Genomic DNA, 25,234 nt, shown 5'->3' with positions numbered 1-25,234 from the left:
GCTCAGGGGCCGGTTCCCGCCGCCGCCTCCACCTCCACGCGCGCGAGGAAGTCCCGTACCGCCTCCTTCACGTCCCCGGCCGTCCACTCCAGACCCGGCGCCGTCACCGTCAGCTCCGTCAGGGAGACCCCCGGCGGGCCGCCCGCGCCCGGGGCGAACCAGCGGCGGAAGAGCGCGGTGCCGGTCTCCTCCGTCTGGGCGAGGGCCGCCGCCGTCAGGACGTCGGGGTCGTACGGCAGCCACACCTGGAACTGGTGGGTGTGCGGGACCTCCGGGTGGACCCGGTACCAGCCGGGGCCGGCCTCCGCGAACGCCTCCCGGAGCGCGTCGGCCACCACGCGCGCGTGGGCCACGTACGAGGGCAGCCGGGGCAGCTCGGTCTCCAGGCCCCGGAGCGCGGAGAGCGCCACCGGGTACTGCTGGAAGAGGAGCCCCCCGTACCGGTGGCGCCAGACCCGCGCCTCCTCCATGACGTCCTCGGGCCCGGCGAGCGCGGCCCCGGACAGGCCGCCGAGCGACTTGTAGAACGAGACGTAGACGCTGTCGGCGAGACCGGCGATCTCCGCGAGCGGCCGCCCCATCGGCGTCGGGCACTCCCACAGGCGCGCCCCGTCGAAGTGGACCACCGCGTCCCGCTCCCGGGCCGCCTCGACGGTCTCGACGAGCTCCTCCCAGGACGGCAGGACGAATCCGGCGTCCCGCAGCGGCAGCTCCAGCATGAGCGCCCCGAAGGGCTCGGGGTGGTCGCGCACCTCGTCGGCGGTCGGCAGCCGGGGCTCGTCGGTCGGATGGACCGTGCGGAGCCCGGAGACGGCCCCGAAGGCCCCGCCCTCGTGGAGCTCGGGGTGGGCGAGCGGGTGGAGGGCGACGACCGGGTTGCCGGTGCGCCCGGCCCAGCAGCGCAGGGCGACCTGCTGGGCCATGGTGCCGGTCGGGAAGAAGACGGCCGAGGGGAGTCCGAGCTCCTCGGCGACCCGGCGCTCCAGCTCCGCGACGAGCCCGGAGCCGTACGTCTCCGGTGTCGTCCCGGCGTGCCCCGCCGCCTCCGTCCAGTCGGCCAGCTCGCGCAGCCGCGCGCCGACCGTGCCGTCCACCGAGGTCTCCCACAGCCTGCGCGGGGCGGAGCCCCACACCCGCGCGCGGTGGATCCGGAGGGCTTCCTCGTCGACGGGACTCTCAGGGCTCACAGGTTTCATGGGGCGATCATCACACCGTCACCCACACCCTGTGGACAGCCACGGAGCAGCGCGAAACGCTGGCGTAGCATGACCAGAAATCGTCCGGTACCCACCGAGGACTGGAACGGAAGGCCGTCCCACCGTGAACGCACCAGCAGCGCCAGAGCCCCGGACCGGGGCCTCCAGGGCCCCCGAGCCCCGAGCCGAGGACCGACCCGCCCGGCTCACCGTCGGGGTCGTCGGCGCCGGCCGCGTGGGCCCCGCCCTCGCCGCCTCCCTCCGGCTCGCGGGACACCGTCCCGTCGCCGTCTCGGCCGTCTCCGACGCCTCCCGCCGCCGCGCCGCCGAGCTCCTGCCCGACGTCCCGGTCGTGGAGCCCGCCCGGGTCCTGGCCCTCGCCGACCTGGTCCTCCTGACGGTCCCGGACGACGCCCTGCCGGGCCTCGTCGAGGGCCTCGCCGACACCGGGGCCGTACGGCCGGGGCAGCTGATCGTCCACACCTCCGGGCGGTACGGGACGGGGGTCCTCGACCCCGCCCGCCGGGCCGGCGCGCTGCCGCTCGCCCTGCATCCCGCCATGACCTTCACCGGCACCGCCGTCGACGTCCAGCGGCTGGCCGGCTGCTCCTTCGGCGTCACGGCGCCCGAGGAGCTGCGGCTCGCCGCCGAGGCCCTGGTCATCGAGATGGGCGGCGAGCCCGAGTGGATCGCCGAGGAGGCCCGCCCGCTCTACCACGCGGCCCTGGCGCTCGGCGCGAACCACCTGGTCACCCTCGTGGCCCAGTCGATGGAGCTGCTTCGCAAGGCCGGGGTCGGCGCGCCCGACCGCATGCTCGGCCCGCTGCTCGGCGCCGCCCTGGACAACGCCCTGCGGTCCGGGGACGCGGCCCTGACCGGCCCCGTCGCGCGCGGTGACGCCGGCACGGTCGCCGCCCACGTCGCCGAGCTGCGCAAGCACGCGCCGGGCACCGTCGCCGGCTACCTGGCGATGGCCCGGACGACCGCCGACCGGGCGCTCGCGCACGGCCTGCTCAAGCCCGAACTCGCCGAGGACCTGCTCGGAGTGCTCGCCGCGGACGGCACCGGAACCCCCGGCACCACCGGGACGAACGGCACCGCCGCCGACGGGCCGCAAGGAGACGACCGATGACCCTGTTCTCCCGCAAGGGCGCCGAGGGCGGCCGAGCCGTCCGCCACGAGCCGGCCGAGCTCGTCCCCACCGTCGACGACCTGGCGTACGCCCGCGCCCACCACGGCGCTCCCGGCGGCGGCAACGCCGTCGTCATGACCATGGGCGCCCTCCACGAGGGCCACGCCACCCTGATCCGCGCCGCACGCGCGCGCGTCGGGGCCAAGGGCTTCGTCGTCGTCACCGTCTTCGTGAACCCGCTCCAGTTCGGCGCGGGCGAGGACCTCGACCGCTACCCCCGCACCCTCGACGCCGACCTGGAGCTCGCCTTCGACGCGGGCGCGAGCGTCGTCTTCGCGCCCTCCGTCGACGAGGTCTACCCGGGCGGCGAGCCGCAGGTCCGGATCACCGCCGGCCCCATGGGCGAGCGACTCGAAGGCTCCTCCCGCCCCGGGCACTTCGACGGCATGCTGACCGTCGTCGCCAAGCTCCTCCACCTCACCGCGCCCGACCTGGCCTTCTTCGGCCAGAAGGACGCCCAGCAGCTGGCCCTCATCCGCCGCATGGCCCGCGACCTGAACTTCCCGGTCGAGATCGTCGGCGTGGAGACCGTCCGCGAGCCCGACGGCCTCGCCCTGTCGAGCCGCAACCGCTACCTGTCGGCCGACGAGCGCCGTACGGCCCTGGCGCTCTCCGGCGCGCTGTTCGCCGCCCGGGACCGCCTCGCCGCCCAGGAGGCGCTGCGCGCGCGTGCCACGTCCCTGCCGGGCGAGCCCGGCCGGGCCGGGAACCGCGCCGAGGCGCTCCAGCGGCTCGGCGAGGCCCGGGCCGCCGCCGACGCCCACGCGGTCGCGCAGGCCGCCGAGCCCGGCGGCGCCGACGCCGTGCGGGCCGCCGCCCGGGCCGTCCTCGACGGGGCGGCGAAGGCCGAGCCGCCGATCGTCCTGGACTATCTGGCGCTGGTCGACCCGGCCGACTTCACCGAGGTCGCCGACGACCACGAGGGCGAGGCGGTCCTCGCCGTCGCCGCCCGGGTCGGGACCACGCGGCTCATCGACAACATCCCCCTGACCTTCGGAGCCACCAAGTGACCGGAATACGGCTGGACGCGCCCGCCCCGGGCTGGGCCATCGACGCCGACGTCGTCGTGGTCGGCTCCGGCGTCGCGGGCCTCACCGCCGCCCTGCGCTGCACGGCCGCCGGGCTCCGGGCGGTCGTCGTCACCAAGGCGAACCTCGACGACGGCTCCACCCGCTGGGCCCAGGGCGGCATCGCCGCCGCGCTCGGCGAGGGCGACACCCCCGAGCAGCACCTCGACGACACCCTCGTGGCCGGTGCCGGGCTCTGCGACGAGGAGGCCGTCCGGCTGCTCGTCACCGAGGGCCCCGAGGCCGTCCGCCGGCTCATCGCGACCGGCGCCGACTTCGACAAGACCGCCGACGGCGAGATCGCGCTGACCCGCGAGGGCGGCCACCACCGCCGCCGCATCGCGCACGCGGGCGGCGACGCGACCGGCGCCGAGATCTCCCGTGCCCTCGTCGAGGCGATACGGGACCGGGGCGTCCGCACCGTCGAGCACGCGCTCGTCCTCGACCTCCTCACGGACGCCGAGGGCCGCACGGCGGGCGTGACCCTGCACGTCATGGGCGAGGGCCAGCACGACGGCGTCGGCGCCGTCCACGCCCCCGCCGTGGTCCTCGCGACCGGCGGCATGGGCCAGGTCTACTCCGCCACCACCAACCCGTCGGTCTCCACCGGCGACGGCGTCGCCCTCGCGCTGCGCGCCGGGGCCGAGGTCTCCGACCTGGAGTTCGTCCAGTTCCACCCCACGGTGCTCTTCCTCGGCGCCGGCTCCGAGGGCCAGCAGCCGCTGGTCTCCGAGGCGGTACGGGGCGAGGGCGCCCACCTGGTCGACGCGGACGGGGTCCGCTTCATGCTCGGGCAGCACGAGCTGGCCGAGCTGGCCCCGCGGGACATCGTCGCCAAGGCGATCACCCGCCGCATGCAGGAGCAGGACGCCGAGCACATGTACCTCGACGCCCGCCACTTCGGCGCCGAGATGTGGGCGGAGCGCTTCCCCACGATCCTGGCCGCCTGCCGCTCCCACGGCATCGACCCGGTCACCGAGCCGATCCCGGTCGCGCCCGCCGCGCACTACGCCTCCGGCGGCGTCCGCACGGACCTGCGCGGCCGGACGACCGTCCCCGGCCTGTACGCCTGCGGCGAGGTCGCCTGCACGGGCGTCCACGGCGCCAACCGCCTCGCCTCGAACTCGCTCCTGGAGGGCCTGGTCTTCGCCGAGCGGATCGCCGAGGAGATCACCGCGGCCGCGCCGCGCGTGCCCGGCGCCGCCGTGCCGCACCCGGCGCCCGTGACCCTGCCCCTTCCGGTGGCCGGAGCCCGTACCCGTATCCAGCGGGTCATGACGGCCGGCGCGGGAGTCCTGCGCTCCGAGAGCAGCCTGCGGGAGACCGCCGAGGCCCTCGACGCCCTGCACAGCGACGCGCTCGCCGTCGGCGACCCCGCGCACGAGGCCGACACCAAGGCCGCCGCGCCCGGCGTCGAGTCCTGGGAGACCACCAACCTGCTGTGCGTCGCCCGCGTCCTGGTCGCCGCCGCCCGCCGCCGCGAGGAGACCCGCGGCTGCCACTGGCGCGAGGACCATCCCGACCGGGACGACACCGCCTGGCGGCGCCACCTCGTCGTCCACCTCACCCCGGAGCGGACCCTGGAGGTCCGCACCACCGAGACCTCCGACTTCCCCTCCACCCTCGAAGCACCCGGGAGCCGTAAGTGACCACGCCGAGCACGCCCGAGGAGAGCCGTCCCGAGCCCGTGGACGTCCCTCTGATCCAGATCAGCGCCGCCCCCGCCGACGCGGGCGAAGGCGGCTGCGGCGACGGCTGCGGCTGCGGCGGCGAGGGTGAGGAGTTCGAGTGCGGCCTCGACCCCGCGCTCGCCGAGCTCCTCGCGGACGCCGGTCTCGACCCCGTCCAGGTCGAGGACATCGCCCACCTGGCCATCGCCGAGGACCTCGACGGCGGCGTGGACGTGACGACCGTGGCGACCGTCCCCGAGGATGCCGTCGCGACCGCCGACTTCACCGCCCGCGAGGCCGGCGTCGTGGCCGGCCTGCGGGTCGCCGAGGCCGTCCTGTCGATCGTCTGCACCGACGAGTTCGAGGTCGAGCGGCACGTCGAGGACGGCGAGCGCGTCGAGGCCGGGCAGGTGCTGCTCAGCGTCACCGCCCGCACCCGCGACCTGCTCACCGGCGAGCGCAGCGCCCTCAACATCCTGTGCCGCCTCTCCGGCATCGCCACAGCCACGCGCGCGTGGGCCGACGCCCTGGAGGGCACGAACGCCAAGGTCCGCGACACCCGCAAGACCACTCCGGGCCTGCGCGCCCTGGAGAAGTACGCGGTCCGCTGCGGCGGCGGCGTCAACCACCGCATGTCGCTCTCCGACGCGGCCCTCGTGAAGGACAACCACGTGGTGGCCGCGGGTGGCGTCGCGGAGGCCTTCAAGGCCGTGCGGGAGCTCTTCCCGGACGTCCCGATCGAGGTCGAGGTCGACACCATGCACCAGGTCCGCGAGGTCCTCGACGCCGGCGCCGACCTGATCCTGCTCGACAACTTCACCCCGATCGAGACGGAGGAGGCCGTCGCCCTCGTCGCCGGCCGCGCGGTCCTGGAGTCCTCGGGCCGCCTGACCCTGGAGAACGCGGCGGCGTACGCGGCGACCGGCGTCGACTACCTCGCCGTCGGCGGCCTCACCCACTCCTCCCCGATCCTCGACATCGGACTCGACCTGCGCGAGGTGCGGGCCTGATGCTGCTCACCATCGACGTCGGCAACACGCACACGGTCCTCGGCCTCTTCGACGGCGAGGAGATCGTCGAGCACTGGCGGATCTCCACGGACCCGAGCCGGACGGCCGACGAGATGGCGGTCCTGCTCCAGGGCCTCATGGGCATGCACCCCCTGCTCGGCGTCGAGCTGAGCGACGGCATCGAGGGGATCGCGATCTGCGCGACCGTCCCCTCGGTCCTGCACGAGCTGCGCGAGGTCACCCGCCGGTACTACGGGGACGTGCCGGCGGTCCTGGTGGAGCCGGGCGTCAAGACCGGCGTCCCGATCATCACCGACCACCCCAAGGAGGTCGGCGCCGACCGCGTGATCAACGCGGTCGCGGCGGTCGAGCTGTACGGCGGTCCGGCGATCGTCGTCGACTTCGGCACGGCCACGACCTACGACGCGGTGACCGCGCGCGGCGAGTACGCGGGCGGCGCCATCGCCCCGGGCATCGAGATCTCCGTCGAGGCCCTGGGCGTGAAGGGCGCCATGCTCCGCAAGATCGAGCTGGCCCGCCCGCGGAACGTGATCGGCAAGAACACGGTCGAGGCGATGCAGTCCGGCATCGTCTACGGCTACGCCGGCCAGGTCGACGGCGTCGTGTCCCGGATGAAGCGCGAGCTCGTCGGACCCAAGGGCGACCCCTCCGAGGTCACCGTGATCGCGACGGGCGGCCTCGCCCCGATGGTCCTCGGTGAGGCGAAGGAGATCGACCACCACGAGCCGTGGCTCACCCTGATCGGCCTCCGACTGGTGTACGAAAGGAACGTGTCCCGCAGGTAGGGGGACGGACGATCGCCCGGCGATCATTCCGGCGCGCCGGAATGATCGCTAAGAGAAAATTGTCTGATTAGCGCGTATCGTCGGCCCATGCCCACGCCATACGGATCTCGCGGCGGCATGGCCTTCAGCGCGGACGAGCTGCGTGTGCTCCGCCGCGCCCTTGCCATCGCCCTCCACCCCGCCCCCCTCCAGGTCGAGGACGTCCAGGACTGCCTGCGCCTCGCCGAATCCGTGGACGAGGCGGTACGCGAGGCCGGCCGGCTGCGCGCCTTCCTCCTCGACGACCTGGCCCGCTACCGGCAGGCCCTCCCCGGCTCGCTCACCGGCTACCTGGGGCTCCTCGCGGACGCCCTCGCCGGCGGCTACGACCCCGGTGCCGACGACCTCGCCGCGCTCCGCGCCCTGCGCGCCAACCCGGCCGCCGCCGAGCTCCTGGCGCGCTGCCAGGTCCTCGCCGAGCGTTCCGTGCGCGCCCGCCTCGCCCGGGTCTCCCAGGCGACCGCCTCCGCCGTGGCCGCCGCGCCCGCCGGGGCGGCGATCGGCTCCCGTACGCATCTGCTCGCCCTCCCCGGCGGGCGCGCGGCGGCCGACGGGCCGAAGCCGAACCCGCCGTCCGGTCCGGCCCCCGCCGAGCGCCCGGTGCCCAAGCCCTCCGAGGTGTTCCCGCCGCGCCGACGCCCCGTACCCCCGCCCCCGCCCGAGGAGCGGGTGGCCGGATAGCTACTCTGGACGGCATGGAATACGTATCCGCGCTCGTTCCCCCCGTCGCGATGGCCGCGTTCTTCATCGCCCTCGTCGTCACCATCGTCAAGACCCAGGGCGGCCCGAACAAGGCCAAGGAGGACGCGGTCGTGGACGCCGCCCTCGCCCGCGCCGAGGCCACCCGTCAGGCGGACGGCACCACCCCCTGACACCCCGCGGCCCCCTCGCGCCGGGGCACCCGCACCACCGGGACGTGCGACCTTTCGAGGTTGTGCGTCCTTTTTGTTGCGTTTCCCGAGGTAAATAGCCGCTTATTCACTCTTTGCGAACTATGGTGACAGTGTGCCCCGTCCATTGGGAGAGCTTGAGGACGCCGTCATGACGCGCGTCTGGCAATGGAACCGACCGGTGACCGTCCGGGAAGTTCTGGAGGACCTCCAGCAGGAACGGTCCATCGCCTACACCACCGTCATGACCGTCATGGACAATCTCCATCAGAAGGGCTGGGTGCGCAGGGAAGTCGACGGCCGCGCCTATCGATATACGGCGGTCTCCACCCGCGCCGCTTACTCGGCCGCCCTCATGAACGAGGCCTGGGCCCAGAGCGACAACCCCGCGGCCGCCCTCGTCGCCTTCTTCGGCATGATGTCGCAGGACCAGCGCGAGGCGCTCAACGACGCCATCCGCATCGTCCAGCGCGACCCCGTGCCCGGCGGCGACACCCTCCCCGGAACGGGAACCCCCTAGGGGCGACGGCCGGGGGAGCGATAGCGTCCCCCCATGCCGTCTGAAGCCGTCACCATCCGCAGGGCCCGCACCTCGGACGTTCCCGCCCTGCGCCGCCTCGTCGATCCCTTCATCAAGCGCGGGATCCTTCTCGACAAGGCGACCGTGACCCTTTACGAGGCCATCCAGGAGTTCTGGGTCGCGGAACGCGACGAGGACGCCAGGGTCATCGCCTGCGGCGCTCTCCACGTGATGTGGGAAGACCTCGCGGAAGTCCGTACTCTCGCCGTCGATCCCGAGTTCAAGGGCGCCGGCATCGGTCATCAGGTGCTCGGCAAGTTGTTGCACACTGCACGTTGGCTCGGGGTGCGGCGCGTATTCTGCCTGACCTTCGAAGTCGACTTCTTCGCGAAGCACGGCTTCGTCCAGATCGGCGAGACCCCGGTCGACGGAGATGTCTACAGCGAGCTCCTCCGTTCCTATGACGAGGGAGTCGCCGAGTTCCTCGGTCTCGAACGGGTGAAGCCGAACACCCTGGGCAACAGCCGGATGCTTCTGCACCTCTGACAGGGAACCCGAAGGGGAGCCCTATGTCCGATACGCGCACGTTTCCCGCGTTGCCAGGGTTCTGAACCTCTCCCAGGGGTTTGTGTTTTTCCGGGAAAAGCGGTTTCCTTTCCGCGTACTGCATTTTCGATGAAAGGAAATCCGGTGGCACAGAAGGTTCAGGTCCTTCTTGTCGACGACCTCGACGGCGTCGAGGCGGACGAGACCGTGACGTTCGCGCTGGACGGCAAGACCTACGAGATCGACCTCACCGCCGCCAATGCGGAAAAGCTCCGTGACCTGCTCGAGCCGTACACCAAGAGCGGCCGTCGCACGGGTGGCCGCAGCGCCACCACCCGTGGCAAGAGCCGGGTCTCCGTCGGCGGCAGCGCCGACACCGCGAAGATCCGCGCCTGGGCCAAGGAGAACGGCCACGAGGTCAACGACCGCGGCCGCGTTCCGGCCAAGGTGAAGGCGGCCTACGAGGACGCGAACCGCTGAGGCGAGAGCTGTTGAGGCGCCGGGCCGCAGGCCCGGGCGCTCAGCAGCCGCGCCCGGTGGCACTCCGCCGCGGCGGCGGCCACGAGCCGCACCAGACACGGGGCGTCCGCACGGCCCCAGGGCCCGGAGCGCAGCGCCGGCAGCGAGGACTCGACCTCGCGGCCCGGCTCGGGCGCCCGCAGCCACACAGCGGCACCCGGCGCGCCGGAACCGCCGTGCCCCGGCGGGAGGGGCGCGGTCATCCGGCCGTCGGTGCCGAGGGCCACGAGGTCCAGTGAGATCCCGCCCCACTCGAGCCAGTCGAGCAGCCCCGGCAGCTCCTCCGCGCTCCCCGCGGCCACGAGCAGACGCATCCTGCGCCCCATGAGGGCCACGGGACCCGTCCCCGCGCCGACCCGGCGCAGGACGCCGCGACCGGCGACGGCGGGCAGCTCCAGCACGTCGAACCGCAGCCCGGTGACCAACTGCACCGGGGGCCCCGGAACGGTCGCCCAGCCGAGCCCCCGCTCGTACCACCGCACCAGACCGCCCCCGGCCGCGCCGTCGTCGCCGAACGGCGTGCGGGGGAACGGGACGGTGAAGGCCATGACCGGCCAACTTCGGGCAGGCCTTCTTGGTTACGCCTCCCGATGACGCGGCGCACACGACCCACCGCGTACCGTGTCCGAGATGGGACATTAAGACGCATTCGGCAGCGCAAGGGTGTTCGCTGGTAGCTGAGGGAACCGGGGTGTGCCGCATGGAGTGTCAGTCCCTACGGGTAAGACATTCCTAGTGGAGAGGGGCGACTCGCGGGCTTCGGCGTCTCACGTTCGCCATCGGCGTACTCAAGGCGCGGGTAACTACTTGGCCTGCGGGAACATCGTCTCGCACCATCGGGTTGGAGCATTTGTCGGTTGTTCGGCGGCAGGTCTCCCCGCGGAAGAGGGGTGATCCGGACGGATGTCGGCAGTTGGAATGAGCGGTCCCCGCTTGCGGGACTAAGCTGCGGAAGGACAGGGAGGGGATCGACCCCTAACTGACTGACCGCTCTGAGGAGCGATTAACGATGTTCGAGAGGTTCACCGACCGCGCGCGGCGGGTTGTCGTCCTGGCTCAGGAAGAAGCCCGGATGCTCAACCACAACTACATCGGCACCGAGCACATCCTTCTGGGCCTTATCCACGAGGGTGAGGGTGTCGCCGCTAAGGCCCTGGAGAGCCTCGGGATTTCGCTCGAGGCGGTCCGCCAGCAGGTGGAGGAGATCATCGGTCAGGGCCAGCAGGCCCCGTCCGGGCACATCCCCTTCACCCCTCGTGCCAAGAAGGTCCTGGAGCTCTCGCTCCGCGAGGCCCTCCAGCTCGGCCACAACTACATCGGCACCGAGCACATCCTGCTCGGCCTGATCCGCGAGGGCGAGGGCGTCGCCGCCCAGGTCCTCGTGAAGCTGGGCGCCGACCTCAACCGGGTGCGGCAGCAGGTCATCCAGCTGCTCTCCGGCTACCAGGGCAAGGAAGCCGCCACGGCCGGCGGTCCTGCCGAGGGCACCCCCTCGACGTCCCTGGTCCTCGACCAGTTCGGCCGCAACCTCACCCAGGCGGCCCGCGAATCCAAGCTCGACCCGGTCATCGGGCGCGAGAAGGAGATCGAGCGGGTCATGCAGGTGCTGTCCCGCCGCACCAAGAACAACCCGGTCCTCATCGGCGAGCCCGGCGTCGGCAAGACCGCCGTCGTCGAGGGCCTCGCGCAGGCCATCGTCAAGGGCGAGGTGCCCGAGACCCTCAAGGACAAGCACCTCTACACCCTCGACCTCGGCGCGCTGGTCGCCGGCTCCCGCTACCGCGGTGACTTCGAGGAGCGCCTGAAGAAGGTCCTCAAGGAGATCCGCACCCGCGGCGACATCATCCTGTTCATCGACGAGCTCCACACCCTCGTGGGTGCGGGCGCCGCCGAGGGCGCGATCGACGCCGCCAGCATCCTCAAGCCGATGCTGGCCCGCGGCGAGCTCCAGACCATCGGTGCCACCACGCTCGACGAGTACCGCAAGTACCTGGAGAAGGACGCGGCCCTCGAGCGCCGCTTCCAGCCCATCCAGGTCGCCGAGCCGTCGCTGCCGCACACCATCGAGATCCTCAAGGGTCTGCGCGACCGGTACGAGGCCCACCACCGGGTCTCCATCACCGACGAGGCCCTCGTCCAGGCCGCGACCCTGGCCGACCGGTACATCTCGGACCGCTTCCTCCCGGACAAGGCGATCGACCTGATCGACGAGGCCGGCTCCCGGATGCGCATCCGCCGGATGACCGCGCCGCCGGACCTCCGCGAGTTCGACGAGAAGATCGCCGGCGTCCGCCGCGACAAGGAGTCCGCGATCGACTCGCAGGACTTCGAGAAGGCCGCGTCCCTGCGCGACAAGGAGAAGCAGCTCCTCGCCGCGAAGGCCAAGCGCGAGAAGGAGTGGAAGGCCGGCGACATGGACGTCGTCGCCGAGGTCGACGGCGAGCTCATCGCCGAGGTCCTCGCGACCGCCACCGGCATCCCGGTCTTCAAGCTGACCGAGGAGGAGTCCTCGCGTCTGCTCCGCATGGAGGACGAGCTCCACAAGCGCGTCATCGGCCAGAAGGACGCCGTCATCGGCCTCTCGCGGGCGATCCGCCGTACCCGTGCGGGTCTGAAGGACCCGAAGCGCCCCGGTGGCTCGTTCATCTTCGCCGGCCCGTCCGGTGTCGGTAAGACCGAGCTTTCCAAGGCTCTCGCCGAATTCCTCTTCGGCGACGAGGACGCGATGATCTCCCTCGACATGTCGGAGTTCAGCGAGAAGCACACGGTTTCCCGTCTCTTCGGTTCGCCGCCCGGATACGTCGGCTACGAAGAGGGCGGCCAGCTCACCGAGAAGGTGCGCCGCAAGCCGTTCTCCGTCGTCCTCTTCGACGAGGTCGAGAAGGCCCACCCCGATATCTTCAATTCCCTTCTCCAGATCCTGGAGGACGGTCGCCTGACCGACTCCCAGGGCCGGGTCGTGGACTTCAAGAACACGGTCATCATCATGACCACCAACCTCGGGACCCGGGACATCTCGAAGGGCTTCAACCTCGGCTTCGCGGCCCAGGGCGACACGAAGTCCAACTACGAGCGGATGAAGGCGAAGGTCAGCGACGAGCTGAAGCAGCACTTCCGTCCGGAGTTCCTCAACCGCGTGGACGACATCATCGTCTTCCCGCAGCTGACGCAGGACGACATCCTCCAGATCGTCGACCTGATGATCAGCCGCGTCGACGAGCGCCTCAAGGACCGGGACATGGGCATCGAGCTCTCCCAGTCCGCGAAGGAGCTCCTCGCGAAGAAGGGCTACGACCCCGTGATGGGCGCCCGGCCGCTGCGCCGGACGATCCAGCGCGAGATCGAGGACACGCTCTCCGAGAAGATCCTCTTCGGCGAGGTGCGCCCCGGCCACATCGTGGTCGTGGACACCGAGGGCGAGGGCGAGGAGCGCAAGTTCACCTTCCGCGGCGAGGAGAAGTCGGCCCTGCCGGACGCCCCGCCGATCGAGGCGACGGGCGGCACGGGCCCGAACCTGTCGAAGGACGCGTAAGCCTTAGCGCCTGAGCTGAGTGCGAGGGGCGGCCCCGGGACCTGAGGGTTCCGGGGCCGCCCCTTTCGCGTTCCGCTTCAGGAAAGGTAGGTCTGGACGTCGGGCGGGAGGTGCTCGGCTCCGCGGAAGGCCAGCCCCATGGCGAAGATCTGCCGTAGGGCGGGGAAAGCCGCCGCGACCGGTGCCAGGGAGCGGGACTTCCGGACGCCGGGGAGGAACTGCAGGCTGCGGACTGCGGGGAGCACGACGTCGGCCGGGCAGGAGTCCAGTGCGTCGACGCTGACGACAAGCGTCTCGAGGCGGGGCAGCGCGGCCATTTCCCGCCAGGAGCCGGCGGTCAGGCCACCGGATCCCATCGAGAGGTGGCGGAGGTCCTGATAGCGGGCGAGCCCTTCCAGACCGTCCTCCGGAAGGAAGGTGAAGTACAGCCACTCCAACGGAGCCGCGGGCGGCAGGTCGGTGAGCCGCCAAGGCGTCTCGGCGGAGAGCGCGAGAGACAGCATTTCGAGGTTCCCGAGCGAGGCCACCGCCTCCAGAGCACTGCTCGATGCCGGTCTGAAGAACAGTTCACGCAGGTTGCCGTGGGCCAGGAGCGCCGTCACACGGTCGTCCGAGACGGCATCCCCGAGGTCGAGCCGCTCCGGGCGGAGACCGAGGCGGAGGACCTCCGCCGCGTGCTCGTCCTGGGGCAGGACGAAGCGCAGTTCGGTCACGTCCAGGCGGGCGATGACCGCTTCGGCGTACGGGCGGGCCTCGAAGCGCCTCCACGCCCAGACGAGCTGCGCTCTGACGCCCAGCGCGGGATGGGTCACGAAGCGGGCCAGGTAGGGGATGGCGGCGTCCACGGTGATGTGACTCGCCGCGATCACCACCATCTCCGCCTCCTCGTCGCTCAGACCCTCCGGCCCCGGCAGCAGGTCGAGCACCAGCCGCCCCACCGCGGCGAGCTCACGTGCCTCGTCCGGGTCGCGCGGAGGGATCACCCGGGCCGTGCGGGCCAGGACCTCCTCCCGCACCTCCAGGGGCACCTCCGTCGCGTGTTCCAGCGCCGTCGCCGCGAGGAGAACCAGGCGGAGCTGTTTCTGGCGGTCCCCGGCCCGGTCCGCGGCCGCCAGCAGTTCCCGGAGGATCTCCGCGCACTCCCGAGGGCGGGCGTGGCCCACCGCCATGCGGATGACGTCCTCCCACTGGTCGTCCGTCGCGTGGCTGACGAGGACGCCGATGTCCCAGCGGTCCACCAGGGCCTTGGCCGCCAGGTAGTCCTGGAAGGTGCGGTGGACGAAGTCGACCGTCTCGGCGGTCGGCTCGCGCAGCAGACCGCTGCGGTGGAGGAGGTGGGTGAAGACCGCGCCGGGCGGATGCCCGGCGGCCTCGGCGACGGCGGGGACCGCTTCGGCGATCATCGACTCCGCGTGGGAGCGGTCCATCTGGAGGCGGCCGTTCAGCGTCAGCCAGTACGCCAGCCGCTGGATCAGCTGGATCTGGGGAGCCTCGTCGAGGACGAGGCCGGACGGGGCGCCCATGTCGCGCTCGCGGTCGCGCCGGGAGAGGAGCATCGACAGCGCGGCCTCGTAGAGAGCCTTGCGGCCGCGGGGCAGGAACCCCCGCCTGTCCCGGTGCAGGGCGCACACGAGACCGCACATGAGGGGGTTGGTGGCGAGCTGCGCGACCTGCTCGCTGGTGCGGAGGGCGTCGAGGAGCGGCTTCTCGTACGGCTCCGCCTCCGGTCCGGCGGCCCGGTGCCAGCGGCGTACGAAGGTGGTGACCTCGGCGCCGGTCATGGGGGAGAGGGTCAGCTCGGTGAAGCCCTCCGGGGTCAGCCAGTCGTCCTGGACGGCCGTGGGGCGCGAGGTCACGAGCCAGCGGTTGCCCTCGTACGTGTCGAGGAGGCCGCGGAGCCACTCGCGGGCGCGTCCGCGCTCGGTCTCGGGGATCTCGTCGATGCCGTCGACGAGGACCAGGCCCCGCCCTGCTGCGAGGACCCGGTCGGCCCAGCCCTCCGGCGGGGTGAGCGGGCAGCCGGCGGAGGCGAGGAAGTCGTCGGGGGAGGGGAGTCGCTCGCCGTGCCGGGTGAGCGCCCGCAGGGGGAGGACGAAGGGAATCCGGCCCTGGAGGTAGTCCATGGCGTCCGCCGGCTCCTCCGCGGCGGCGGAGGTCGTCAGCCATTGGACGAGCGTCGTCTTGCCCGCGCCGGCCGGGCCGCGCAGGAGGATCCTGTCGTGCTGGGCCAGTGCGAGATCGGCGCGGGTGACGGCCTGCTCACGGTCCTGGAGACGGTCAGGGTCCCCGGGCCTCGCCACGGGCCCGGCCCCCGTCGCCTCCAGCGACAGGTAGGCCACGTCCAGCGGCCACCTGTCCGGTGAGTCGCGGAGGTCGATGCCGTAGATGGTGAGCCGGCCGTGCTTCTTCGTCAGGTGGGCGAGGTACCGGCGTTCGAACTCCACGTCTCGGCCGTCCGTCCGCGGTGTCCGGCGGATGATCTCGTCGGCCTTGGCGATGAGCTCGGACTGACCGCGGGTCTGCTCCACCAGGCTGCGGGCGACGAAGGTGGAGCGCTGGGTGAAGAACTCCAGGATGTGGAGGCAGGCCCACTCGGTGAGCGTCTCCAGACAGAGGACGGAGTCCGTGGAGAGGCCGTCGGGGGCCGGGGCCGCCGCGCGCAGGAGCCGGGCGAGGGCCTGGTGTCCGAGCCGGACGGCCTGGACGTCGTCCATGTCGAGGTCGCCGAGTGCCAGGAGGGTGATCCCCAGGGCGTGGGCCATGGCCTCGGCCTCGTCGGCGGGGAACGGGGCCTCGCCGTGGCCGTCCCGGGCGCGTTCGACGAGTGTCGTCGCGAGCTTGTGGACGTCCTTCTCCGTGAGGGTGCGCTTCTCCCCGCGGAAGGAGACGAGGCCGGAGAGCCTCACCTTGGGCGCACTGCCGGTGAGGCCGGCGCCGGGAGGATCGGTGGCCAGCAGCTTTTTCAGCAGGGGGCCGATGGCCGCCGAGGCGAGCCGGGTGCCGATGAGTGCCGGTTCCATGTCTGTCCCCCCGAAGATCACCGAAGCGGCCAGCGTAGTGCCGGAGGGCGTTTCGTGGGGCTCGGTCGCGTGACCCAGGTCCCATCCGGGGGGACGGGCTGGTGACAAGGCGCACAGGCGTTTCGAGGGGTACTAGCCGGAATAGTAGGAACCTTTGGCCCCGGTTCGGGACGTTCAGGAGTCAACCGCCGGGACCTTGGTCCCGAAGGTCCCGAAACGGGCGTCGCCCGTCCCTTCCGGCCGTTGCGGGCCCCCGCGACATGGGATTAAACCGGTTTTCTTGTGTTGATATGTCCGTTTTCGGGGAGAGGGGGCGGGAGCGTCAAGGGTCGATCTTCGCCGGAGATCGCTACGACACGATGTCGTAGATGGGGTGTTTTGGCCGAAATGGGGGTCCGGGTTACCAAGGATGAGCAAGCCCGCCGCACGGCGTCGCCGCACAGCGACGCACAGCCGTTCGCGACGGGTTCCGTTCATCCCCTGACCCGGAGGTCTTCCCCCGCATGTCGAAGCGCGTCATGAACCCCGCCACCCGCGTCACCGTCGCCGCCCTCGCCGCCGCGGGTCTCGGAGCGTCGGTGGTCGCCGGAGCCGGTTCTGCCTTCGCCGCCGAGGGCAAGGCCGCTCCCCAGGCCGCCGCGAAGCTCCCCGCCACCGCCGCCGCGGCCGTCGCCGCCCAGGCCGAGGCCCAGGCGCACGCCGCCCAGGTGAAGGCCGCCGCCGCCAAGGCCCAGGCCGCCAAGGTCAAGGCCCAGCAGGCGAAGGCCCTGGAGGCGAAGGCCGCCAAGGCCGCGGCCGTGAAGAAGGCCGCCGTCGCCAAGCAGGCCGCCGCCAAGAAGGCCTCGGCCGCCTGGGTCAAGCCGGTCACGGGTGGCTACACCCTCACCGCCAGCTACAACCAGGGCGGCGCGATGTGGTCCCACAAGCACTCCGGCCAGGACTTCGCCGTCCCGGTCGGCACCCCGGTCAAGGCCGCGGGCGCGGGCACCGTCGTGAAGGCCGGCCCCAACGGCGGCGGCGACGGCCCGGCGTACGGCAACGCGATCGTCGTGAAGCACGCCAACGGCACGTACTCCCAGTACGCCCACCTGTCGAAGATCCAGGTCCACGTCGGCCAGAAGGTCTCCGCCGGCCAGCGCATCGCCCTGTCGGGCAACACCGGCAACTCCTCCGGCCCGCACCTGCACTTCGAGATCCGTACGACCCCGAACTACGGCTCCGCCGTCAACCCGTCCGCCTTCCTGCGGAACCACGGCGTGAGCATCTGAGATCGAGAAGGAGGAGTCAGCGCCCCTCGTGGGCCTGCTCCAGCATGTCGAGGGCGACCTCGAGGATGGCTTCCTGCCGCTCCTCGGGGTCGCCCTCGACGTTGTTCATCATGAAGAACGTCCCCGCGTGCAGCGTGAAGATCGCGCTGAGCGCCCGCACCTGGTCCTTCACCGAGAAGTCCGGGTCCTGGAGCAGTGCCGTCAGCTCGTGCATGCGCTCCTTGAACGTCATGCCGATGCTCAGCTTGCCCACCGCCGCCTGGTTCTCCTGCATGAAGCGGAAGAGCGGGCGGGCGGCGGCCAGCGCCGCCTGGTAGCGGACGAGCGTCTCGCGCCGGGTCTCCAGCGTGCGCGGCTGCTCCTTGGCCCAGGCGATGAGCTCGTCCATGGGCCGGGTCAGGTCGTCGAAGATCCCGACGAGGATGTCTTCCTTCGTCTTGAAGTGGTAGTAGAGCGCGGCCTTGGTGACGTCGAGGCGTTCGGCGATCTCGCGGAGCGAGGTCTTCTCGTAGCCCTGTTCGGCGAAGAGTTCGAGGGCCACGTCCTGGATGCGCTGGCGGGTGTTGCCTCGGGCCATGGCGGTCTCCACTTTCCACAAAACTTACTTGACGCCCGGCTAGTAACCGGCCTACCTTCCTCAGTGTAGTAACTAGCCGGGCGGCAAGTAAGTCCGAAGAGGCAGGCAGGGGACAGGGACATGGCGACGAAACAGAACACACGGGCGGTCGAGGAGGGGGAGACCGCGGGCGGGCCGCAGCCGCGCAGTGTCCGCGTCGTCCTCCTCGCCCTCATGATCGCGATGCTCCTCGCGATGCTGGACAACATGATCATCGGCACCGCCATGCCGACGATCGTCGGCGAGCTCGGCGGCCTGGAGCACCTCTCCTGGGTCGTCACCGCCTACACCCTGGCCACCGCCGCCTCCACCCCCATCTGGGGCAAGGTCGGCGACATGTTCGGCCGCAAGGGCGTCTTCCTCACCTCGATCGTGATCTTCCTGATCGGCTCGGCGCTCAGCGGCATGGCCCAGGACATGGGCCAGCTCATCGGCTTCCGCACGATCCAGGGCCTCGGCGCCGGCGGCCTCATGGTCGGCGTCATGGCGATCATCGGCGACCTGATCCCGCCCCGCGAGCGCGGCAAGTACCAGGGCATGATGGCCGGCGTGATGGCCCTCGCCATGATCGGCGGACCGCTGGTCGGCGGCACCATCACCGACCACTGGGGCTGGCGCTGGTCCTTCTACATCAACCTGCCGCTCGGCATCGTCGCCCTCGCCATGGTCTCCACCGTCCTGCACCTGCCGAAGAAGCAGCGCGCCACGGGCACCCGGATCGACTTCCTCGGTGCCGCGCTGCTGACCGTCGGCATCACCGCGATCGTCCTCGTCACCACCTGGGGCGGTACGGAGTACGCCTGGGGCTCGGCCACCATCGTCGGCCTGACCGCCGGCGGCCTCGCCGCGCTCGCCGCCTTCCTGTACGTGGAGACCCGCGCGAGCGACCCGATCATGCCGCTGCACATCTTCCGCAGCCGCAACTTCACGCTCATGTCGCTGATCGGCTTCCTCACCGGCTTCGTCATGTTCGGTGCGGTCCTCTACCTGCCGATCTTCCAGCAGTCCGTCCAGGGCGCCTCGGCGACCAACTCCGGCCTGCTGCTCCTGCCGATGCTGCTCTCGATGATGGTCGTGTCGCTGCTCGTCGGCCGGTTCACCACCAGCACCGGCAAGTACAAGATCTTCCCCGTGGTCGGCGGCGCCCTCATGACGGTCGGCCTCTTCCTGCTCTCCACCATGGACACCGGCACCTCGCGGCTCGTCTCCGGCGTCTGGATGGCCGTCCTCGGCGCGGGCATGGGCTTCCTGATGCAGATCACGATGCTCGTCGCGCAGAACAGCGTCGAGATGAAGGACATGGGCGTCGCCTCGTCCTCCACCACCCTCTTCCGGACCCTCGGCTCCTCCTTCGGCGTCGCGATCATGGGCGCGCTCTTCACGAACCGCGTCCAGGACGAGATGGCGGCGCGCGGCGGCTCCGGCCTGACCGAGCACACCGCGCAGCTCGACGCCGCGAGCCTGGCCAAGCTGCCGGAGGCGCTGCGCGAGGCCTACCAGCACGCGGTGGCCGTCGGCACGCACTCGGCCTTCCTGGTCGCCGCCTCGGTCTCCGTCCTCGGCTTCGTCCTCGCCCTCTTCGTGAAGGAGGTCGCACTCCGCGGCGCCGGACCGGCTGCCGCGGAGGCGAAGACGGAGTCCGGCGACGGCGCCCCGAAGGTCGCCGAGACCGTCTGATCGCGCTGGGCGAGACCGTCTGATCGCACTCGCACTCGCACTCGCACTCGCGCTCGCCGCGGCAGAGGTACGGGGAAGGGGCCGGGTCCACTCACAGGACCCGGCCCCTTCCCCGTACCGCCGGCTTCCCTCCCCGTGCCCGCGAGAGCGCGTCGTTCAGTCCACCGGCCGCAGCACGGGGAAGCTCCCCGTGGCCGTCGGCGCGTGGTCCGGCAGCCACAGCACCGCGATGGCGCCGCCCACCCCCTCGGGCGCCGTCGCCGAGGCCACGTTCCGGAAGGTCAGCCGGGCGCCGAGCACCCGGGCCTGGCCCGCCGCGATCGTCAGCCCCAGACCGTGGCCCTGGCCTGCGCGGTCGCTCGTCCCCGTACGGAACCGGCTCGGGCCCTCCTTGAGGAGCGCCTCGGGGAACCCGGGGCCGTGGTCGCGGACCCGGACCACCCGGCCCTCGACGGTGACCTCCACCGGCGGTTTGCCGTGCTTCGCCGCGTTCGCGAGCAGGTTGCCGAGGATCCGTTCGAGGCGGCGGGGGTCGGTGTTCACCCACGAGTCGTGGAAGACCCGGACGACCACCTCGGGGTCGAGCGCCCGCACCCGCCGCTCCACGAACTCGCCGAGCGCGATCTCCTGGAGCTCGGCCCGCTCCGAGGCGCTGTCGAGCCGGGCCACCTCGAGGACGTCCTCGACCAGCGTCCGCATCGCCTGCGCCCGGTCCCGTACGAGCTCGGTGGGGCGCCCCGGCGGCAGCAGCTCGGCCGCCGTGAGCAGCCCGGTCACGGGGGTGCGCAGCTCGTGCGCGATGTCCGCGGTGACGCGCCGCTCGGCCTCGATCCGCTCGCCCAGCGCGTCGGTGAGCGCGTCGACCGCGCGCGCCAGCTCGTCGGTCTCGTCGCGCACGACTCCGCCGATCGCTTCCCGCACCCGTACGTCCGTGTTGCCCTGGGCGACCCGGCCGGCCGCGGCGGCGGCCTTCCGCAGCCGCCGCGAGAGCTGGCCGCCGATGAGCACGCCGAGCGCGCAGCCGCCGAAGACCACGGAGACCGAGCCGATGACGAGCGCCCGGTCCAGGTCCTTCATGATCGCCGTGCTGCGGTCGGCGAAGGGGATGTGCATCGACAGGACGTCCCCGTTGGCGAGCGGTACGGCGGCCCACACGTCGGGCGGCCCGCCGTGCGGGTGCTCCTGCACGTAGGTGCCACGCCGCCGGTCCCGCATCAGCTGGTCGAGCTGGGGCGGCAGCGAGGGGTCGTTGATCTTCGTGCCGAACCGGGGCTCCTTCGGCTTCGCGGTCTCGTACATCCGCTGTGCGAAGAGGAGCCGCTCCATCTGCACCTCGCGCGCGTTGTCGAGCATCGAGATGCGGGCGGCGTTGTGCACGACGACGCTCAGCGTGACGGCGATGAGCGCGCCGACCGCCGCGATGGCCACGGCGATCTTCCAGCGGACGCCGGTGCGCAGGGCGGGGGGTCTCACGAGGCGCCTCCCCGGTCGTCGGATCGGCACGCTCAGCCCTTGAGCTTGTAGCCGAAGCCCCGGACCGTCTCGATCCGGTCCTGGCCGATCTTGGCGCGCAGCCGCTGCACGTGGACGTCGACGACCCGGGTGTCGCCGCCCCAGCCGTAGTCCCAGACCCGCTCCAGGAGCTTGTCGCGGGACAGGACGGTGCCGGGCGCGGTCGAGAACTCCAGGAGCAGCCGCATCTCGGTCGGGGTCAGCGCGACCGGCTTGCCGTCCTTGCGGACCTCCATGCCCTCGGTGTCGACCTCCAGGTCGCCGAAGGAGAGCGGCCCGCAGTCGGCCTGCTCGTCGCCCTGCTCGCCGGCTCCGGCGCCGCCGGCATGGCCGAAACGCCGCAGGACGGCCCGGATGCGGGCCATGAGGACGGCGCCGTCGAAGGGCTTGGTGACGTAGTCGTCGGCCCCCGCCTCCAGGCCGAGGACGACGTCGATGGAGTCGGCGCGCGCCGACAGCATGATGACCGGCACGGTCGACTCGTCGCGGATGCGGCGGCAGAGGCTGACGCCGTCCATGCCGGGCAGCATCACGTCGAGGAGGGCGATGTCCGGCCGCCGCGCCCGGAAGGCGTCGAGGCCGGAGAGGCCGTCGGGCATGGCCGTGACCCGGAAGCCGTCCCGTTCCAGGGCGAGCTGGGTGGCCTCACGGATGACGTCGTCGTCCTCGACGAAGAGGACATGGGTTTCGGCCATCGTGCGTGGGTGTCCTTCAAGGTGGGGGGAGGGATCAGTTCTCGGCGGGTTCGCTCGGGGACGGCTCGACGGCGCCGTCGACAGCGCGGCTGAAGTCGTTGTGCACCCAGTCGTGCTGGGTGAACCTGTTCCCCGCCCAGCGGTACGTGATCACGTCCTCGCCCGAGGGGTACGCGACCGGATCGCCCTTCGCGTACACCTGCTTGGTGATGATCAGATCGCCGCGGTCGATCGTGCCGTAGACGGCCGCGTCCTCCGCCATGAAGACATTCTCGTACCGGTCGCCCTCCTTCCGATACACGTACGTCCCGATGCCGACGGCATCACCGCAGGTCATCACGTTGACGACGACATCGGGAGCGACCCCGGCGGTGAGATTGCCGTAGGAGGCGTCCACCGGATACGAGTCGGCGACGCAGGGCTTCAGGTCGTCCTTGAACCGCTCGCCGATCTTCGGGTCGGCCTTCAGGAGCGCGATCGGATCCACCCGCGCGGCGGAGCGCGGATCGCCGGACGAGGACTGTGCGGCGGGGCTCGGCGCGGCGGCCGCGGTCTCGTCGACCCGGGCCGCGCCCTCGTCGCGGGAGCCCGTACCGCCGGTGGAGCAGGCGGCCACGGACAGCCCGATGGCGACGAGCCCGGCCACCGCCGTGATGCTCGCCGCCTTGACCGTCCGCCGGGGCTTCCCCGGTCCCTCGCCGGGATGCCGGGGCTTCCCCGGCTCCCCGCCGGGACCTCTCCCGGCCTCGGACCCGCTGTCGGCGTCTAGGCTGCCGCGCACCGCCCCAGCCCCCTCTCGTCGCCTCGGCCGTCGGTCCGCTCCCCGGCCCGGCCGCCCAGGGCCCGGGCGTCGAGGTCGCGGCTCTCCAGCTCCTGACGGAGCCGGGCCAGCGCGCGGTGGAGCGTGGACTTCACCGTACCCGCCGACATGCCGAGCGCCGCCGCCGTCTCCTCCGTGCTCATCTGCTCCCAGTGGCGCAGGACGACGACGCTGCGCTGCTTCGGCGCGAGGACCTTGAGGACGTCCATGAGGAGGGCCCGGTCGGCGTGCTGCTCGGTCCGGTCGTCGACGCTCGCGTCCGGGAGCTGTTCGGTGGGGACCTCCTCCAGCTTGCGGGAGCGCCACCACTCGGTACGCGTGTTGATCATGACCCGGCGGAGGTAGGCGTCGGCCAGGGACTTGTCGGCGATGCCGTCCCAGCGGCCGTACGTCCGCGCGAGCGCGGTCTGGAGCAGGTCCTGGGCGTCGACGGGGTCCGGGACGAGCCGACGCGCGCTGCGCAGCAGGGCGTCCTGCCGCGTGCGTACGTACTCCTCGAAGTCGAGCACCTCGCCGTGCCTCATCCGAACCGCCTCCGATCCCCGTGACCGCATGTCCCGCGGGCCGTCCCGCGTGATTCCTCGTTGTCGTCGCCGACGCTACGGAGGAGTTGTCACGGCACTGTGCGGGCCAGCCGTCGGCGGACGCACGGCTACCCGTCGGTTGTGTAACAGCGCTGGTGGAGGGCGCCGAGGGCGCGGCGGGCGCAAAACGGGGGAGGAGGGGCGGTACGGAGGGAAGGACCGCGCGGGCCGGGCCGGGGCGGGCAGGCCGGGTCCGGGTCAGCGGGCCGGGCCGGGCGGGCCGGGTCCGGGTCAGCGGGCCGGGCCGGGCGGGCCGGGGAGACGCCCCCCGAGCCCCCCCCCCCCGGCCCGCGCCCACGGCTCACGTCAGCGGCAGGCGGTACCGGCCGCCGTCCAGCGGTTCGACCAGGCCGTCGGAGACCAGGCCGTCCAGCGCCCGGCCCCGCTGGACCGGCTCGTCCCACACGGCGTCCAGGGCGGCCTGCGGGACCGGGTCCGTCGCGTCGCGCAGGACCGCGAGGAGCCGGCCGCGCACCTGCCGGTCCGTGCCCGCGTACGTCTGGCCGCGCCGCGGCGGGCCGTCGTGGGCCGGCTTCCCGGCCAGCTGCCAGGCGCAGCGCTCGGCGATCGGGCAGCGGCCGCAGTCCTCGTTGCGGGCCGTGCAGACCAGCGCGCCGAGCTCCATGGAGGCGGCGGCCCAGCGGGAGGCCGTCGCCTCGTCCTCCGGGAGCAGCGCCCGGGCGAGCCTGCGCTCGGCGGCCGTCGTCGCGTTCGGCGGGTACTGGACGCCGGTCGCGGCCCGCGCGAAGACCCGGCGCACGTTGGTGTCCAGGACCGCGTGCCGCTGCCCGTACGCGAAGGAGGCCACCGCCGCCGCCGTGTACTCGCCGATCCCGGGCAGCGCGAGCAGCTGCCCGTGGTCGCGGGGTACGTCTCCGCCGTGGCGCTCCGTTATGGCCACGGCGGCGGCGTGGAGCCGCAGCGCCCGGCGCGGGTAGCCGAGCCGCCCCCAGGCGCGCACGGCCTCGCCGGGCGCCTCGGCGGCCAGGTCGGCCGGGCGCGGCCAGCGGGCGAGCCACTGCTCGTACACCGGGAGGACCCGGACGACGGGGGTCTGCTGGAGCATGAACTCGCTGACCATCACCCCCCACGCCCCGGCCTCGGGGCGACGCCAGGGGAGGTCGCGGGCGTGCCGGTCGAACCAGGCGAGGACGGGCCCGTGCAGCTCCCGCGGGAGGACGGGGTCCGTGGCGGAGGCGCGGACGGGGATCGGGGAGGGAGTGTCGATGGAAGTCATGGCACCTCCGATCCTGGCACGTCCGCCGCGGGATCAGTACGCGCCGTGGCGTGCGCGCTCACGCCGTTCGGCGTGCGCGGGGGCGTGCGCGGCGGAGTGCGCGCCGACTCCGCGCCCCGCACACCACAGGACGGTCCGGTTCCGGCTGGACCTCGCCGTCTCCACCAGGGTCCGGACCGGCCGCTCGCCGAGCCGCATGACGAGGAAGGCGACCACGGCGCCGACGAGGAGGCCGACGGTCACGTCGTGCGGGTAGTGCACGCCGACGAAGACCCGGGAGAAGGCCATGAGCAGAGCCATCGGCACGGTCAGCCACACCATCCCGCGCCAGGACAGCGCGAGCGCGACGGCCGCGGCGCCCGCGATGGCCGAGTGGTTGCTCGGGAAGGACCAGTCGCCGTACGCCGGGCAGTCCACGAGCGCGGCGGGCGCGCCGACGACCGCGCGGCACGGCCGCTCCTCGTCGATCAGCGACTTCAGCGCCTCGCTCACCACGTAACCGAAGGCGGTGGCGAGCGGCGCGAGGAGCGCGAGCGCCATCATCCGGCTCGAACCCTCGCGGGCACGCCACCAGCCGACGAGGAACAGGACGCCGAAGAGCAGCAGCCCGAGCTCGGTCCACACCTCGGCGATCCACTGGAACCAGTGGGGGGTGGAGTGGGCGAAGTCGGCGACGTCGAGATACAGCCGGTCGGAGAGGTCGAGGAGGGAGTCCATGGTGCACGACGCTAACCGGAATCCGGGGCTCTTCGCCCCGGACCGAAGGCCAGAGGGACCCCCGACGAAAGTAGGGGGGCCGATCCGGACCGGCCGGATCG

At 72.3% G+C, this 25,234-nt stretch carries 23 protein-coding genes; 13 read left to right on the top strand and 10 right to left on the bottom strand.

The genetic code is table 11. The annotated features are described in order from the left end of the window. Nucleotides 1-2 precede the first annotated feature (2 nt). The gene (locus AB0G79_RS28880; RefSeq protein WP_360811518.1) at nt 3-1,196 is read right to left on the bottom strand and encodes a beta-eliminating lyase-related protein; all 1,194 of its coding nucleotides are present in this window, start codon (nt 1,194-1,196) and stop codon (nt 3-5) included. Nucleotides 1,197-1,320: 124 nt separating this feature from the next. Between AB0G79_RS28880 and AB0G79_RS28875 the strand changes: the two genes are divergently transcribed. The 10 genes from AB0G79_RS28875 (at nt 1,321) to AB0G79_RS28830 (ending at nt 9,416) form a co-directional block, all read left to right on the top strand. Continuing rightward, nucleotides 1,321-2,328 (top strand): DUF2520 domain-containing protein, encoded by a 1,008-nt coding sequence (locus AB0G79_RS28875; protein ID WP_360811516.1) that lies wholly within the window; start codon nt 1,321-1,323, stop codon nt 2,326-2,328. Next, nucleotides 2,325-3,398 (top strand): pantoate--beta-alanine ligase, encoded by a 1,074-nt coding sequence (gene panC, locus AB0G79_RS28870; RefSeq protein ID WP_360811513.1) that lies wholly within the window; start codon nt 2,325-2,327, stop codon nt 3,396-3,398. Before AB0G79_RS28875 ends, panC begins: the two co-directional genes overlap by 4 nt. Next, nucleotides 3,395-5,104, top strand: a complete 1,710-nt coding sequence (locus AB0G79_RS28865; RefSeq protein ID WP_360811511.1) for an L-aspartate oxidase — start codon at nt 3,395-3,397, stop codon at nt 5,102-5,104. Before panC ends, AB0G79_RS28865 begins: the two co-directional genes overlap by 4 nt. Continuing rightward, on the top strand, nt 5,101-6,135 hold the full coding sequence (gene nadC / locus AB0G79_RS28860; RefSeq protein ID WP_360811509.1) for a carboxylating nicotinate-nucleotide diphosphorylase: 1,035 nt from the start codon (nt 5,101-5,103) through the stop codon (nt 6,133-6,135). Before AB0G79_RS28865 ends, nadC begins: the two co-directional genes overlap by 4 nt. Further along, complete coding sequence (locus AB0G79_RS28855) at nt 6,135-6,941, top strand: type III pantothenate kinase (RefSeq protein WP_360811507.1); 807 nt, start codon at nt 6,135-6,137, stop codon at nt 6,939-6,941. Before nadC ends, AB0G79_RS28855 begins: the two co-directional genes overlap by 1 nt. Before the next feature lie 117 nt (nt 6,942-7,058). Beyond that, the gene (locus AB0G79_RS28850; RefSeq protein WP_360811611.1) at nt 7,059-7,661 is read left to right on the top strand and encodes a hypothetical protein; all 603 of its coding nucleotides are present in this window, start codon (nt 7,059-7,061) and stop codon (nt 7,659-7,661) included. A 14-nt stretch (nt 7,662-7,675) separates the two neighbouring features. Then, on the top strand, nt 7,676-7,852 hold the full coding sequence (locus AB0G79_RS28845; RefSeq protein WP_360811505.1) for a hypothetical protein: 177 nt from the start codon (nt 7,676-7,678) through the stop codon (nt 7,850-7,852). Between the two features lie 133 nt (nt 7,853-7,985). After that, on the top strand, nt 7,986-8,390 hold the full coding sequence (locus AB0G79_RS28840; protein ID WP_360811503.1) for a BlaI/MecI/CopY family transcriptional regulator: 405 nt from the start codon (nt 7,986-7,988) through the stop codon (nt 8,388-8,390). A 33-nt stretch (nt 8,391-8,423) separates the two neighbouring features. Then, on the top strand, nt 8,424-8,936 hold the full coding sequence (locus tag AB0G79_RS28835) for an amino-acid N-acetyltransferase (protein ID WP_360811501.1): 513 nt from the start codon (nt 8,424-8,426) through the stop codon (nt 8,934-8,936). 144 nt (nt 8,937-9,080) lie between these two features. Further along, on the top strand, nt 9,081-9,416 hold the full coding sequence (locus AB0G79_RS28830; RefSeq protein ID WP_360811499.1) for an Lsr2 family protein: 336 nt from the start codon (nt 9,081-9,083) through the stop codon (nt 9,414-9,416). Here the strand turns inward: AB0G79_RS28830 and AB0G79_RS28825 are convergent. Beyond that, nucleotides 9,395-10,003 carry an SCO3374 family protein gene (locus AB0G79_RS28825; protein WP_360811497.1) on the bottom strand — a complete coding sequence of 203 codons (609 nt, stop codon included), beginning with the start codon at nt 10,001-10,003 and terminating at the stop codon, nt 9,395-9,397. The two genes, AB0G79_RS28830 and AB0G79_RS28825, sit on opposite strands and share 22 nt — an antisense overlap. Nucleotides 10,004-10,464: 461 nt before the next feature. Here AB0G79_RS28825 and AB0G79_RS28820 point away from each other — a divergent pair, with 461 nt between their 5' ends. Beyond that, nucleotides 10,465-12,987 carry an ATP-dependent Clp protease ATP-binding subunit gene (locus AB0G79_RS28820; RefSeq protein WP_360811495.1) on the top strand — a complete coding sequence of 841 codons (2,523 nt, stop codon included), beginning with the start codon at nt 10,465-10,467 and terminating at the stop codon, nt 12,985-12,987. A 77-nt stretch (nt 12,988-13,064) separates the two neighbouring features. On the opposite strand, the gene AB0G79_RS28815 is transcribed toward AB0G79_RS28820, so the two are convergent. Next, on the bottom strand, nt 13,065-16,007 hold the full coding sequence (locus AB0G79_RS28815; protein WP_360811493.1) for an NACHT domain-containing protein: 2,943 nt from the start codon (nt 16,005-16,007) through the stop codon (nt 13,065-13,067). Between the two features lie 503 nt (nt 16,008-16,510). Between AB0G79_RS28815 and AB0G79_RS28810 the strand changes: the two genes are divergently transcribed. Beyond that, nucleotides 16,511-17,275 (top strand): M23 family metallopeptidase, encoded by a 765-nt coding sequence (locus AB0G79_RS28810; RefSeq protein ID WP_360811491.1) that lies wholly within the window; start codon nt 16,511-16,513, stop codon nt 17,273-17,275. A gap of 16 nt (nt 17,276-17,291) precedes the next feature. Here the strand turns inward: AB0G79_RS28810 and AB0G79_RS28805 are convergent, their stop codons facing one another. After that, entirely contained in the window at nt 17,292-17,852 is a 561-nt protein-coding gene (locus AB0G79_RS28805) for a helix-turn-helix domain-containing protein (protein WP_360811489.1), read from the bottom strand. A gap of 120 nt (nt 17,853-17,972) precedes the next feature. Between AB0G79_RS28805 and AB0G79_RS28800 the strand changes: the two genes are divergently transcribed. Continuing rightward, entirely contained in the window at nt 17,973-19,568 is a 1,596-nt protein-coding gene (locus AB0G79_RS28800; protein ID WP_360811487.1) for an MDR family MFS transporter, read from the top strand. A 156-nt stretch (nt 19,569-19,724) separates the two neighbouring features. Here the strand turns inward: AB0G79_RS28800 and cseC are convergent, their stop codons facing one another. The 6 genes from cseC to AB0G79_RS28770 all read right to left on the bottom strand — a co-directional run bounded on the left by cseC (nt 19,725) and on the right by AB0G79_RS28770 (nt 25,133). Then, complete coding sequence (gene cseC / locus AB0G79_RS28795) at nt 19,725-21,041, bottom strand: two-component system sensor histidine kinase CseC (protein WP_360811485.1); 1,317 nt, start codon at nt 21,039-21,041, stop codon at nt 19,725-19,727. Nucleotides 21,042-21,073: 32 nt separating this feature from the next. Continuing rightward, a complete protein-coding gene (gene cseB, locus AB0G79_RS28790) occupies nt 21,074-21,775 on the bottom strand; it encodes a two-component system response regulator CseB (RefSeq protein ID WP_360811483.1) in 702 nt (233 codons plus the stop codon). A gap of 34 nt (nt 21,776-21,809) precedes the next feature. Then, the gene (locus AB0G79_RS28785; RefSeq protein WP_360811609.1) at nt 21,810-22,430 is read right to left on the bottom strand and encodes a hypothetical protein; all 621 of its coding nucleotides are present in this window, start codon (nt 22,428-22,430) and stop codon (nt 21,810-21,812) included. A gap of 110 nt (nt 22,431-22,540) precedes the next feature. Then, nucleotides 22,541-23,119, bottom strand: a complete 579-nt coding sequence (locus AB0G79_RS28780) for a SigE family RNA polymerase sigma factor (protein ID WP_360811481.1) — start codon at nt 23,117-23,119, stop codon at nt 22,541-22,543. Nucleotides 23,120-23,480: 361 nt separating this feature from the next. Further along, the gene (locus AB0G79_RS28775; protein WP_360811479.1) at nt 23,481-24,416 is read right to left on the bottom strand and encodes an A/G-specific adenine glycosylase; all 936 of its coding nucleotides are present in this window, start codon (nt 24,414-24,416) and stop codon (nt 23,481-23,483) included. Between the two features lie 33 nt (nt 24,417-24,449). Beyond that, nucleotides 24,450-25,133 carry a phosphatase PAP2 family protein gene (locus AB0G79_RS28770; protein ID WP_360811477.1) on the bottom strand — a complete coding sequence of 228 codons (684 nt, stop codon included), beginning with the start codon at nt 25,131-25,133 and terminating at the stop codon, nt 24,450-24,452. Between the last annotated feature and the right edge of the window lie 101 nt (nt 25,134-25,234).

Source organism: Streptomyces sp. NPDC020807 (assembly GCF_040641575.1).
GTDB lineage: Bacteria > Actinomycetota > Actinomycetes > Streptomycetales > Streptomycetaceae > Streptomyces.
This window is presented reverse-complemented; position numbering and strand designations above follow the sequence as displayed.